Annotated in this window: 13 protein-coding genes; 8 read left to right on the top strand and 5 right to left on the bottom strand. The window is 48.6% G+C overall.

Annotated elements, in window-relative coordinates; all coding sequences use genetic code 11:
* Positions 1-99 precede the first annotated feature (99 nt).
* Positions 100-438 carry a hypothetical protein gene (locus SGI98_02760; protein ID MDZ4742323.1) on the bottom strand — a complete coding sequence of 113 codons (339 nt, stop codon included), beginning with the start codon at positions 436-438 and terminating at the stop codon, positions 100-102.
* Positions 439-561: 123 nt separating this feature from the next.
* Positions 562-1,254, bottom strand: coding sequence for a hypothetical protein (locus SGI98_02755; protein ID MDZ4742322.1), 693 nt, complete (start codon positions 1,252-1,254; stop codon positions 562-564).
* Between the two features lie 215 nt (positions 1,255-1,469).
* On the opposite strand from SGI98_02755, the gene SGI98_02750 reads away from it, so the two are divergent.
* Positions 1,470-2,189 (top strand): hypothetical protein, encoded by a 720-nt coding sequence (locus tag SGI98_02750; GenBank protein ID MDZ4742321.1) that lies wholly within the window; start codon positions 1,470-1,472, stop codon positions 2,187-2,189.
* A 17-nt stretch (positions 2,190-2,206) separates the two neighbouring features.
* Entirely contained in the window at positions 2,207-3,490 is a 1,284-nt protein-coding gene (gene mnmA, locus SGI98_02745) for a tRNA 2-thiouridine(34) synthase MnmA (protein ID MDZ4742320.1), read from the top strand.
* On the opposite strand, the gene SGI98_02740 is transcribed toward mnmA, so the two are convergent.
* Entirely contained in the window at positions 3,483-4,271 is a 789-nt protein-coding gene (locus tag SGI98_02740) for a phytanoyl-CoA dioxygenase family protein (protein MDZ4742319.1), read from the bottom strand. The genes mnmA and SGI98_02740 overlap by 8 nt on opposite strands.
* Before the next feature lie 126 nt (positions 4,272-4,397).
* Between SGI98_02740 and SGI98_02735 the strand changes: the two genes are divergently transcribed.
* Positions 4,398-5,132, top strand: a complete 735-nt coding sequence (locus SGI98_02735) for an AraC family transcriptional regulator (GenBank protein ID MDZ4742318.1) — start codon at positions 4,398-4,400, stop codon at positions 5,130-5,132.
* A gap of 9 nt (positions 5,133-5,141) precedes the next feature.
* On the opposite strand, the gene SGI98_02730 is transcribed toward SGI98_02735, so the two are convergent.
* Entirely contained in the window at positions 5,142-5,564 is a 423-nt protein-coding gene (locus SGI98_02730; GenBank protein ID MDZ4742317.1) for a transcriptional repressor, read from the bottom strand.
* Positions 5,565-5,678: 114 nt separating this feature from the next.
* Here SGI98_02730 and SGI98_02725 point away from each other — a divergent pair, with 114 nt between their 5' ends.
* From SGI98_02725 to SGI98_02710, 4 genes are all read left to right on the top strand, one after another.
* Positions 5,679-6,167 (top strand): DUF177 domain-containing protein, encoded by a 489-nt coding sequence (locus SGI98_02725; GenBank protein MDZ4742316.1) that lies wholly within the window; start codon positions 5,679-5,681, stop codon positions 6,165-6,167.
* Positions 6,168-6,184: 17 nt separating this feature from the next.
* Positions 6,185-6,370 (top strand): 50S ribosomal protein L32, encoded by a 186-nt coding sequence (gene rpmF / locus SGI98_02720; protein MDZ4742315.1) that lies wholly within the window; start codon positions 6,185-6,187, stop codon positions 6,368-6,370.
* A gap of 81 nt (positions 6,371-6,451) precedes the next feature.
* On the top strand, positions 6,452-7,486 hold the full coding sequence (gene plsX, locus SGI98_02715; protein ID MDZ4742314.1) for a phosphate acyltransferase PlsX: 1,035 nt from the start codon (positions 6,452-6,454) through the stop codon (positions 7,484-7,486).
* 12 nt (positions 7,487-7,498) lie between these two features.
* Complete coding sequence (locus tag SGI98_02710) at positions 7,499-8,512, top strand: beta-ketoacyl-ACP synthase III (GenBank protein ID MDZ4742313.1); 1,014 nt, start codon at positions 7,499-7,501, stop codon at positions 8,510-8,512.
* An 85-nt stretch (positions 8,513-8,597) separates the two neighbouring features.
* Here the strand turns inward: SGI98_02710 and SGI98_02705 are convergent, their stop codons facing one another.
* On the bottom strand, positions 8,598-10,310 hold the full coding sequence (locus tag SGI98_02705) for a 4-alpha-glucanotransferase (GenBank protein ID MDZ4742312.1): 1,713 nt from the start codon (positions 10,308-10,310) through the stop codon (positions 8,598-8,600).
* Between the two features lie 118 nt (positions 10,311-10,428).
* Here SGI98_02705 and SGI98_02700 point away from each other — a divergent pair, with 118 nt between their 5' ends.
* Entirely contained in the window at positions 10,429-12,624 is a 2,196-nt protein-coding gene (locus SGI98_02700; protein MDZ4742311.1) for a DNA polymerase domain-containing protein, read from the top strand.
* Positions 12,625-12,657: the final 33 nt, after the last annotated feature.

Below are 12,657 nucleotides of genomic sequence, written 5' to 3'. Positions count from 1 at the left end.
TTATAAAACGAGCACGCGCCATACAGCCGGGAGACTGGTGAAGTTAGCCGTCAATACACGGGTCATCGTATTTCCTGAATATCAGCGCTATATCGTTTCCTAGAGGGATTCCTCATTGGTATTACCCATAGTCGTGGTCTTGAGCCGGATTTCCTCGTCGTAGGTGAATGTCCCCGACGACACCTGTCCGGATGCTGGGACGGGGGAAACCCAAGTACTCCCATCCACATCGTACGTGGGGGCAATTTGCGCGGTGGGTGAAGCAATTTGCGTGTATTGATTCACGTCATTGACCGTACGGTCAAAAAACATCCCGCAGCACGCGGCGTAAATGACCATCACAATCAACCCCGCTTTTGCGCAGAAAATTCCTGCCGCAAAAGGTGCGGCCTGCTCGTCCGGCCAAGGGCTGGCCCCGTATGCCGCGGCCCGGTTCATCTCAATGGGTATTTATCCAAAAAATGCATTGGCGTGGATTGTGCAGCAAAGATCGTCCCGAGGTAAAGAAAAGTTTCACGGCAAAAAGTCCGCGGTGAAACGTAAAGTTCTTTAACACTTCACCTACGGTTTTAGATCGCGGCGGTTGACGACAAAATTCAGGATGAGAACCCAGAAAATCCCGGCTAAGGCACCTGTGGGCATCTGGAGCGGGTACGGCATACAATAAATAATCAAGACAGTCGGGAACCAGAAACAGAAATTTGAAACATAGGCCGGGGCATAACGTTTTTTAAAATACTGATCCCTGAGTTCATCAAGAAATATTTGTGATTTAAACCCACTGTCACGCCATGAAACAGCCAGGCAATTAAAAATATGCATAAAAAGCAGGGTAAAAATAAATTGATCAGCAAGAGCCTTTAAAAGCAGGGTCATCACATCCCGGCCATCACCGAAAACCAATGACTGACCTTTATAAAACAAGTCAACGACCATTCCATTGAGGCCCCAATAAATGAAGTTAAAAACATAATATTTCCAGCTATGCCGCCTCCATTTATTTTCCTGCGAAGTCAACCATTTGAGCAGCTCCGAAGTCAACCCGGCTCCGCACCCGCCTAAAATAAACGCAGAGATAATCCCGGTTTCATTACGCCAATTCGTCACACTGACCAACCAATCGTGAAAAAAGGGAACCATATAATAACCCAGAACCAACAAGAGGATCAGACTCTGGACAATCAATCCGGGTTTAAAATTTTCTTTAGCCCCCTCCCATCCTGGGTGCCAGTATTCATCCAGCTTCACGCTCACAATATCCCGTCAGTTAATTATTTATAACTCACGCATAACCCTCATCTTTCCGGGGGTCAAGCCGCAAGGCCTGAATAAAAAAATATTTACTTTTGTAACCTTCGATTATGTCGTAAAGTCTAGAGAGATAATTCAACAAAAGGTTTCCCCCTCAATTTTACCTACCCGAAATCCCGAAGAGCCTGAATAAAGTATCACTCCTCAGTATCAGTCTATTGTTTTTAATCGCCCAATGTCCCCTTCTTGAGGCAAAAACCCATAAAAAATCAGGAACGGCGACCCACGCCAACGGTAAAACCGGGTCCTTTGACCGGACGGCTACCCGACAAAAAGACGGGAGTGATCTTCACTCCACAAAAACAACGAATTGGCAGAATAACGAAGGAGGCCAAGTATCCCGGACTGCAAACAAGAACTGGGATCAGGACTCCAAAAGCGGAACGACATCAACTACGACTACCCGAGCTGATGGAAAGACAGCCACGACTGAGGGAACCGTGACAAAAACCGGTGATGATACGATTCATGCCGAAGGGACACACACAGGATACAATGGCGAAACCTCCACCTATGAAAAGGATATCACCAAAACGGGTAACGGTTCCGCAACGGTGAATAGCACCTATACCGGCGCGAATGGACAGACCACCGAAACCACCAAGGAAGTGACAAAAACTGAGACTGGCCACACGACAACAGGATCCTACACAACCAGCGGCGGACATTCCGGAGATTTTAATAAAACTGTTACCAATAGCGATGGCACCCGGACAGTAGACTCCGAAGCCACGACAGATACAGGAAAAACAGCTAACCGGAATGTGGTCACGACCAAAGACGGCAATACGATAAACCGCAAAACCTCTGGAAAATGGTTTAATGGGCGACAATGGAATAACTCTGAATCAGGCACTGTGAGTACAACCAAAGAATAGGGATACACCGATGGGATGTGACTGTCCCGGCATTAGGGACACATCCCCTCCTCGGGCAAATTCCTCCAATCACCCTCGCAGGAATGCCTCAAAAAGATCCGGCATTCCCGTTTTTTCTGCTCCGTCCCCCAGAGTTTATTTTGCAATTTGCACTGGGATCGGTTAAATTAGCCACTTCTATGACATCAAAAGGACGTGCCATCATTGGAATGAGCGGGGGAGTCGACTCCTCCGTCGCCGCCTATTTCCTCAAACAAGCCGGATATGAGCCCATCGGAATCACGATGAAGGTATGGCAAAAATGTATGAGCCATGCCGAGGAGAAGTGTTGCGGCCCCCAAGCCGTCGCCGATGCACGCGCCGTTTGCCACGCCCTAGGCATGCCCCACTACGTAGTGGATGAGGCCAAGGAATTTGAAAAAATCATCATTGATTATTTCACGAGCGAATACAAAAAAGGACGAACCCCAAACCCCTGCGTCATGTGTAATGAACACATGAAATTTGGGTCCCTCCAACAAAAAGCCCTATCCCTCGGGGCGACCTTTGTTGCCACCGGCCACTATGCGATTATCGAGGAACGCAACGGGCGGATGATTTTGCGTAAAGGGGCTGACCGTAAAAAAGACCAGTCTTACTTCCTTTTCAGCCTCGATCAGGAACAACTCCGTCATTCAGTCATGCCTTTGGGTGATAAAACCAAACCTGAAATCAGGGCTATCGCGAAGGAGCTCGGGCTGAAAACCTATGACAAGGAAGACAGCTTCGAGATTTGTTTTGTTCCCGGTAATGACTATGCGGCATTCCTCGAAAAACGGGTGGGCGCGGAGAATTTCTCCAAGGGGGGTATTTACGATAAGGAGGGAAAATTCATCGCTGACCATGACGGCATCGAACGCTTTACCATAGGACAACGTAAGGGGTTACCCGGGGGCAGTCCCAAACCCCGTTACGTCATCGATATCGATCCGGATACCAGCCGGGTCATCGTGGGTGACCAAGAGGATCTTTTCGTCTCGGAATTTAAGATCGACCGGGCCAGCTGGTCAGGGATCGAAAGGCCTACAGGCCCCATCCGTGCTTCGGTCAAAATCCGTTATTCACACCCGGGGGCCATGGGAACAGTCATTTCCCTCGATGAAAATGAGACCTTGATCAAACTTGATGAACCCCAACGCGCTGTGACACCGGGGCAAGCCTGTGTGCTTTATGACGACGACGTGGTCTTAGGCGGCGGATGGATCATGCGGGAGGCAAAGATCGCCAATGCCCCCGCCCAAGAAATGGTTTCTATCATTTAGCCACTGAAAAATCGCTGCGTGCACCTACTTCAAGGATTTTGGAATCAGGCACTTTCTTAACCGGTCTGTAATCCCCCCCGTGGCTTTGGCCTCCGTCAAAGGGGGTGTTATAAACCGCATTATAACAGCAGATCATACTCCACCGGGGATTAGGGGATTCATTGGCCGCAGAGCTATGCAGTGTATTACTATGAAAGAAACAGGCATCGCCGGCTTCGAGCTCCACATGGACAAGGTCAAAACGCTTTTTGGCACCTTCCACCCTTTCTAAATCTGCACCAGCTTGATTCCCCACTGTCCCATGGTTCACCCGGCCTAGGCGGTGTGAACCCTTGAGGACCTGAAGGCAGCCATTTTCTTTATTAGCGCGGTCGATGGCGACCATGACACTGACGAGGTCAGGGGAAAGGACTTTGTCATTATACCAGTACCCATAATCCTGGTGCCACTCCCACGCCCCGCCCACAAGAGGTTCTTTCATCATGATTTTATTATGAAATGTGTAAACCGGACTATTGAGCAGTTTTTCGACATTCGAAACGATACTCTCACAACGCGAAAACATGCCGTAGAGGTCTTCCCCGGCAAAGTCCCAAAGTTTCAGTTTACTTTTACGGCCTTTGGCATCTGGCATATCCCATGCCGTCCCGATAATGCCGAGGTCACTTTTGGTTACTTCGAGCAGGAGATCCATTTGTTCCTTGCTAAAAAAATTGCGGACAATGACGTAGCCGTCCCGGTGGAAGTCGTCGATTTGGGTTTGGGTGAATGTGTATGACATAGGGTTTGTTTTGATTAGGGGTTTTTAATTGAATCTTGTGTAAAGAATACCATTCTTCTCCTCTTTCTCCATAGACAGAATCAATAAGATGATGGACAAAAACGATATTTTTGCTTGTTTGATGCCATGGCCAAATTCCTTGGAATCGGGTTTCTCCCCGAACCCCTCATGCGGTACCCCGAGCACAAGGATAAACATTGGGAACTGGTCCTTTACACCCACGGGCAAGGCAAAACCCGGATCGGAAAAGAATGGATTGCCTTCCAGCCGGGCACCATTATCTGTATGCCGCCCCATATTCCCCAAGAGGAGGTCAGTGAGGAAGGTTACCGGAATATTCATATGGGGACGGATGAATTTCCCTTTTCAAAAACCGGGGGCGTCATGGTTTATCAGGATACCCCCCAACAGGAATTCCTCTCCCTGAGCACCATGATCCTCAAAGAAATGCGTTTTGGCCAAAAAAACTCTTATTACATCTCTCAACACCTTTTTGACGCCATCATCCTCCTCTTTGATCGTTGGTCTACTTCGCAGGATATCCATCCATCAGTGGAGAAACTCCGTCATCTGCTTTTTGACAATATCGGCAATTCAGGATTTCAGCTCAGCCAAGCCATAGAGAAACTCGGGGTCAGTCCGGATCACTTGAGAAAATTATTCATGAAAACGATCGGAAAAACACCATTGAATTTCCTCACGGATCTACGAATAAAAGAAGCCTGTCAACTCATGCAAGTCAGGGGTTTAAAAATCAAGGAAGTCGCCGCGCGAGTCGGATTCGAAGATCCCTATTATTTTTCCCGGCAATTTAAAAAGGTCACGGGCAAATCTCCCCAAACCTACCAAGACAGCCTTTAAAAGTAACTTTTACTCTTTATGGGTGCAAGAACCTATGGACTTAAGCTTTTCGCAGCTTCCCCTGAGCTGGAGATTCTGGCCTTCGAGTTTAAAGCCCATTTTCCGAGAGACTTCCTCCTCGATTTCTTCAATCTTATCCTCGTCAAATTCGAAAATCTTTTCACAATCCTGACAAATAATGTGGTTGTGATTTGGATGCTCCGCATAGTTCGGATCGTAGTATTTGCAGTTCTTTCCAAAATCCATCTCACGGAGGAGACCACTCTCCACCAATATCGGTAATGTACGGTAAACGGTCGCGCGGGAAGCGCTCTTATCGAGCACGCGCGCCATGTCGAGGAGCTCTTCCGCAGTAAAGTGTTTTGTTGTATTAAAGGCAGCCTCAACAATCGCCAACCGGGGACCGGTCACACGCAGACCCTTGGACTCCATAAAACTGATGACTCTTTTCTTGGTTTCCTGCAACATGCCGCTAAACTAGTTTGACTTCTCATTTTTGACAATCTAAAATTGAGAATAGTCTCAATAGAAAACCTATAATTTTGCGTGAAAATATTTATAACAGACATTCCCGATGATGGAAAAGAGTTCGAGGGCGAGTTGCCAGGATCGATCTTAAGCGTTGATGATAAACTAGTTGACGCAAAAGAGGCGATTCAATACCGTCTATTCCTCTTAAAAGCGACCGAGATTGTCACCGCCACCGGGAGTATTACAGCCAGTATCCGGGCCATTTGTGGACGGTGTTCTGAATATTTTCCGGTTAAACTGCACCTCAAAAACTTTGCCGTGACAGTGGATATCCAAGGGGATGAGATAGACCTGACAGAGGAGATACGGGAAGAAATCCTGCTCCGTTTGCCAATTATCCCAAAGTGCCCCTTGACTTCCAAAGGTTTATGCCCATACTCCTACCCTTTCGAGTCGGTGCGCCAAGCAGATACTGACATCGGTGAGAATAATGAATTTCCGGACGAGAAATCCCCTGCGGATGTATGGGGAGTCTTAGATCAATTAAAAAATCCTGAAGAATAATAAGAAAGGTACAGTTTATGGGTACACCAAAACGCAAAACATCACTATCACGCCTCCGTTCACGCCGCGCCGCAAAGCGCTGGAAAGCTGGTCAACTCGCTTTCGACAAAGAATCAGGCACTAGCTTCATTCCTCATCGGATCAACCCGGCGACTGGTCTTTACAAAGGCCGTCAGGTGATCACTGTGGAAGCGGCGAAATAATTCGATAGAAATTCAAATCTAAAAGATTTTGCCGCTTACCTGTGAAAAGGAAGCGGCATTTTTTGTTAAGCCATTTCTTATATGAGAGTATCATTGGATGCCATGGGCGGAGACCACGCCCCACAAAATATTATCGAGGGAGCAGCCCTTGCGCTGCGCTCTGATGCCCGTATAAAAACCCTCTTTTTGGTCGGCGACGAGTCCCGGATTAAATCGGAACTCGAAAAGCACCGTATGTCGAATGATTCACGGGTGCAAATTGTCCATGCTTCACAAGTTGTGGAAATGGATGAGGATGCGATTATTGCCGTCCGCCGCAAAAAAGATTCCTCCCTCTCTAAAGCCGTTAGCCTCGTGAATGACGGCAAAGCGGATATTGTGATTTCTGCTGGGAATACCGGGGCATACTTTAGTATATCCCACCTTAAACTCCGTACACTAGAAGGTGTCGACCGTCCCGGTCTGGCCTGCCTCATGCCCGGGCGGGATAGCCGTTTTATCCTGATGGATGCCGGGGCCAATATTGATCCGAAGCCTGAACATATGCTCCAATATGCTTACATGGGCTCCCTCTATGCTGAAAAAGTATTCGGCATTAAAAATCCTCGCATCGGTCTTTACTCGATCGGCACCGAGGAGAATAAGGGGAATGATTTAATTATCGCCACCCACCAGCTTTTAAAAACCAGCGGGTTGAATTTCTGCGGGAATTTCGACGGGCACGAGATTTTCTCCGATAAATTTGATGTTTTGATCACCGATGCCCTTACGGGAAATACGATCCTCAAAACAGCTGAAGACACTTTCCGTGCTGTGGGTTACTGGATTAAAAAATCCGTCAAAAAAAGTCTCATCCGCAAAATCGGGGCACTCCTGATGAAAGGTTCCTTCGCTGACCTGAAAAAAGGGGCTGATCCGGATGAATTCGGTTGCGCGGTACTCTTAGGCATCAATGGTCTGTGCTTAAAAGCGCATGGCTCAGCTTCGCCCCGGGCTATCCAGACAACCATCCACCGTGCAGGAGACTTTGTGCAGCACCATTTCAATGACCACGTGATCCGGGTTTTAAAAGAGGTCTCTCAAAATAAATCTTTCCCTGCTGACGCGCTTCGTTAGACTATTTGTCATATGTCAGCAGAGAATATGTTGCACCAAAATATTCGTTCCGCCCAAATTGTAGGAACAGGCTTTTACGTCCCTGAAAAGGTTTTAACTAACCACGATCTGACCAAAATCGTCGAGACCACGGATGAATGGATAACGACCCGCACGGGAATTAAAGAACGCCGGATTGCGCACAAAGACGAGATGACCTCAGACATGGCGTCAAAAGCTTCCCTCATGGCCATAAAAAATGCCGGGCTCGAACCGGGGGATATCGACCTGATTATTTGCGCAACAGTCACTCCTGACACCGTATTCCCGTCCACTGCTTGCTGGATCCAGCATAAAATCGGCGCAAAAAATGCGGCTGTTTTCGATCTCCAGGCAGCCTGTGCTGGTTTCATCTACGGCATAGAGACAGCCCGGAATTTTATTGCTACCGGCACTTATAATAACGTTCTGGTCATTGGTGCGGACAAACTCACCTCCTTGCTGGACTGGACTGACCGTAATACCTGCGTCCTCTTCGGTGATGGGGCCGCCGCTATCGTCATGCAACCTGCCAAAAAAGGCAAACGTGGCGTGATTAAAACCACCCTTGCTGCTGATGGGGGATACCATGATATCCTCAATATCCCTGGCGGCGGATGCAAAATGCCCATCTCTCAGGAGCTCGTCGACTCCCGCCAACATTACATCAAGATGAATGGCAAGGAGACCTTTAAACAAGCTGTCACCTCCATGAGCCAAGTGGCTGTGGATACCCTTGAAAAGGCTGGGCTCAAAGCTTCCGACCTCGCCATGGTTATTCCCCACCAAGCCAACAACCGTATTATCGATGCCGTCGCCCAGCGTCTGGGTGTTACCGACCACCGTCTTATAGTCAATGTCCATAAATACGGAAATACCTCCGCCGCTTCTATCGGTATCGCCCTCCATGAAGCTGTCGAGGAAGGCCGCCTCAAATCCGGCGACCTGATCCTTATGGTCGCCTTCGGCGGTGGACTGACTTGGGGCTGTACCATTATCGAGTGGTAACCTTTTAGTCCCGAGATGGTTCCCTTCATCATTTTACTACCATGGGGAACCTCCCAAATCTATCGTTAGGGAGAGTTCTTTTTTTTTAACCCGCGCGTCCACTGGCTTTTACCATCAGCGCAAATTGCTCTACGACTGCGGAATAGGTCGGGTGGGCTTTGAGTTCGCCGAGGCTGAAATCCAGACGCTGGCTCCAGTTTGAATCCGCGGACAAACCGGGTTCATTAAACCTCTGGGTATTCCCGAGTAAATCGGTAATCATAAAGACCGCGAGCCAACAATGATTATCCAAAATGAGCTTCATCATAGCTTCGTGGATGAGGGGATTAAACTCGGCGGGAGGTTGTCCTTGCCTCCCGAGTGCCAAGCCAAGGAGTCTCATCAGGCGTTCTATATCTAGCCAAGCCTCATGTCCGCCGGGGCCTTTCCAACGCGCCACAATGTCGGCATAATAAGAAGCCATCGGGGGATGATCATGGGTGGCAAAGGTAATCAGCGTTTTCTCCGGGTAATCGGATGGAGAAAGGAATTCACGAGTCTCCTCATCCCTCACGAAAATCGGAATGGTAAAACCGGGAATAGCGAGCTCCTCTAAAATCGGTTTCACATAGGATGGCACCACCCCGAGATCCTCGGCGACAACCCCTTCTTCCGCAGCAAATTGTTTTATCTTATCGAGCAAACGATATCCCTGAATGGAGTTTTTCACTGCCAAATCCACAGGTTCATCAGGATATTGAAGGAATCCGGGGAGGAGACCGCCCGTTTTCTCCTTCGCCTGCTCAAGTGTAAGATTCATAAATTCCCCATTCTTTTCAGGTGTCCAAGGGAAAGAGTATATCCGGAAGAATCCGAGCACATGGTCGATCCGGAAAAGATTGAAGACCTTACAGGTCAGGCGAACCCTCTTTTTCCACCAAGCAAAATCCTCGGCTTCATTTTCTTTCCAGTGGTAGAGGGGGATTCCCCAGTTCTGGCCCCATTTTTCGGTGAAAGGATCACATTTAAAGAATGTCTCGGGAGGAGCTCCGCCTGACCAATCGAGATCAAATATCTTTGGGTTCCCCCAGACATCGGCACTGTATCGGCTCACGCCAAAAGGAATATCGCCCATGAGCTGAACCCCGTTTTTATCGGCGTAAGCTCGGATTTCAAGCCATTGCGTGAATGCGACCCACTGGACATAGGCAAAAAAGTCAGCCCTCTTTTCTAGAGCCGCTTTATCCTTGTTCGCAGCGATCCATTTCCGAGTCGCAGAACTGCACACGTGATTCAAGTGCCACTGGGGCCAACGCGCATCACCCTGATAGATTTCCAATAAAAGGCTGAAGAGTGAATAATCCCCTAACCAATCCTTGTGCTCATTTTTGAAAGTATCAAATGCCTTGCGCGATTGATTGTCGCCCCCGGAAAGAAACCCTTCATAAGCCGCTTCGAGCAATTTGCGTTTTAGGGGTTTGACCAAACTATAATTCACCGGGCCAGGACGAACCCGTCCAAGTACATCCGGGGTCGCAATTTGCGCGAGATGAGCAGGATCAAGTCCGGGGACTTGTTCCGGTGTCATCGTGATATAAACGGGGTCGAGAGCCAAGGCACTGACAGCATTGTAAGGGCTATTATCCCCGCCTGTCTCATTGATAGGTAGCAACTGTAGGACACCTACCCCTACCCCCTTACAAAAATCAATGGTCTCTTTGACTGCCTGAGTGTCCCCGATCCCCAGATCATCGGTTCTTCTCAGGGCGAATACCGGTACAAGGAGTCCGGCCTTTTTTTTGCTGAAATCAATAGGCATAAGTAAAAAATGTTAGATAGCTCATACTCCCCCCATCCGATAATCTCAAGTCGCAACTTTCATTATCTTCATTTTTGAAATCTTGCCGATCATGAATTGATAAGGTTAAGTAACCCTTGTGAAAAACGATTCCCCCTTTTCCCAGAACAAATTGCTCTTCGGGCGAGATCCCGAGGAGGCCATCGTCGCTGTCGAACAAGCCAGCGACTACGAAATGGAGATATTCACCCGGCATGGTAAAACCCTCTCAAGCCGCAAGGTGGAATTCACCCCCTTCCTCTGGACCGTCGATGGTGCCTTGGGGAAATTCCCCGGGAAAGCCGACACGGAAAGTTTTAGCGGTGAATACGCCTACACGACCCTGGCGACATTCCCTGACTGGAAAACCTACTCGGACGCGCGCAAATCGCTCACCTCCCAAAAGGCCCCTTGCCTCGCACTGAATGACCCGATCCACCAATTCCTCCTCGCCACTGGGAAAACCTTTTTTAAGGGGATGCTCTATGAGGGTCTCCACCGGATGCAGCTCGATATCGAGACCAATAGCACGGGGGAGGAATTCTCCAACGCCCAAAAGGAGGATGACCGCATTCTGGCTATCGCTGTCTCGGATAACCATGGTTGGGAAGAGGTCTTGACTGACGGGGACGAAAGCAAATTGCTCCAACGGCTCAACAAAATCATCAAGGATAAAGACCCTGACATTATTGAAGGTCATAACATCTTCCGTTTTGACCTACCATACATCCAAGCCCGGGCCAAACGGCATAAAGTCAAACTCGAATGGGGCCGCGATGGCAGTGCACTATCCTCACGCGCCTCCCGCCTACAGATTGCCGAGCGCACACTGAATTATCCTAAGTTCGAAATTTATGGCCGGCACATCATCGACACTTATATCCTTGTCCTCTTTTATGATGTCGGTACACGTGAGCTGGAAAGCTTTTCCTTGAAGGAAGTCGCCAAACATTTCGGATTTGCCTCCAAAGACCGCACCTATATCGACGGCGCAAAAATCGCCCAGACATTCAAGGATGATCCTGAAAAAGCAAAGGCTTATGCCCTCGACGATGTGAGGGAAACCCGTGCGATTTCAGGGTTACTGAGCCAGAGCTATTTTATCCAAGCCCAGATTTTCCCCTACCATTTCCAGAATGTGATTATCCGCGGGAACGCCACCAAGATCGATTCGCTTTTCCTCCGGGAATATTTTGAGGCTAAAAAAGCGATTCCTTTTGAACCCGAGGCCCGGGGATTTCCTGGTGGATACACCGACATATTTTTCGAGGGAGTCGCTCGAAATGTCTGGCATTGTGACGTCGCAAGTCTGTATCCCTCCGTCATGCTGGCTTTTGATTACGTCCCGAAAAAAGATACACTGGGCATATTCAAAAAAATGTTAATCGACCTCCGGGAATTCCGCCTAAACTCAAAGAAACTGGCGCAAAATGCAGAAACCAAAGCGGAAAAAGATCATTATCAAGCCCTCCAACAAACGTTTAAAATCCTGATCAATTCCTTCTACGGTTACCTCGGTTTCGAGCAAGCCCACTTTGCCGATTTCACCGCTGCCAGTGAAGTCACCGCCAAAGGCCGGGAGATTATTACCGAGATGATGAATTGGCTCAAAGACCGGGGGGCTAAATTAATCGAACTGGATACGGACGGTATTTATTTTGTCCCACCCGCCGACGGGGCTGAGAAACTGGAAGACGATATCCAAAAAATCCTGCCTCCCGGGATCACTGTGGAGTTTGATGAACGTTACGAGGCTATGTTCAGCTACAAGGCGAAAAACTATGCCCTACTTAAACAAGACGACTCCATCGTGATTAAAGGGGCCTCGATGAAGTCCCGTGGTCTCGAGAAATTCCAACGGACTTTTATGGAGGAAACCGTCTCCGCCCTGCTCCACTCCCAACCGGCTAAAGTGAGCAAATTGCTTGAGGAATACCGGAATAATCTGACGTCCGGGAAATGGCCCGTCGAGATATTCATGAAAACGGACACCCTTCAAGATTCCCTCGTTAAATATCAGGAGAAAATCTCAGGCAGCGCCCGTAACCGTGCCGCCGCCTATGAGCTCGCCCTCAAGAGCGGGCGCAATTTGCAACCCGGTGACCAAGTCTCCTATTACATCACCGGTAAAACCAAGAAGGTCAAAGTCTTTGAAGCGGCCAAGCTCGCGGCTGAATGGAATCCCGAAGCCCGCGATGAAAATATTGATTACTACCTCTCTAAACTCGATGAACTCTACAAAAAGTTCGAACCCTTTCTGAATCCTGTCACCGAGAAAGAGCCAGAGTTATTTTAGAGTGCTCTCGCCCTGATGATGATTTAGGAAGTC

It is taken from the genome of Verrucomicrobiota bacterium (genome assembly GCA_034440155.1).
Lineage (GTDB): Bacteria > Verrucomicrobiota > Verrucomicrobiia > JAWXBN01 > JAWXBN01 > JAWXBN01.
Note: the sequence above shows the minus strand (reverse complement) of the source record. Positions and strands in the feature narration are given on the sequence as shown.

What these genes read in the sequence shown, in the direction of transcription:
- SGI98_02760 (MDZ4742323.1), bottom strand. Translation starts at nt 438, where the DNA reads ATGAACCGGGCCGCGGCATACGGGGCCAGCCCTTGGCCGGACGAGCAG.
- SGI98_02740 (MDZ4742319.1), bottom strand. Translation starts at nt 4,271, where the DNA reads ATGTCATACACATTCACCCAAACCCAAATCGACGACTTCCACCGGGAC.
- SGI98_02735 (MDZ4742318.1), top strand. Translation starts at nt 4,398, where the DNA reads ATGGCCAAATTCCTTGGAATCGGGTTTCTCCCCGAACCCCTCATGCGG.
- SGI98_02730 (MDZ4742317.1), bottom strand. Translation starts at nt 5,564, where the DNA reads ATGGAGTCCAAGGGTCTGCGTGTGACCGGTCCCCGGTTGGCGATTGTT.
- rpmF (MDZ4742315.1), top strand. Translation starts at nt 6,185, where the DNA reads ATGGGTACACCAAAACGCAAAACATCACTATCACGCCTCCGTTCACGC.
- plsX (MDZ4742314.1), top strand. Translation starts at nt 6,452, where the DNA reads ATGAGAGTATCATTGGATGCCATGGGCGGAGACCACGCCCCACAAAAT.
- SGI98_02710 (MDZ4742313.1), top strand. Translation starts at nt 7,499, where the DNA reads ATGTCAGCAGAGAATATGTTGCACCAAAATATTCGTTCCGCCCAAATT.
- SGI98_02705 (MDZ4742312.1), bottom strand. Translation starts at nt 10,310, where the DNA reads ATGCCTATTGATTTCAGCAAAAAAAAGGCCGGACTCCTTGTACCGGTA.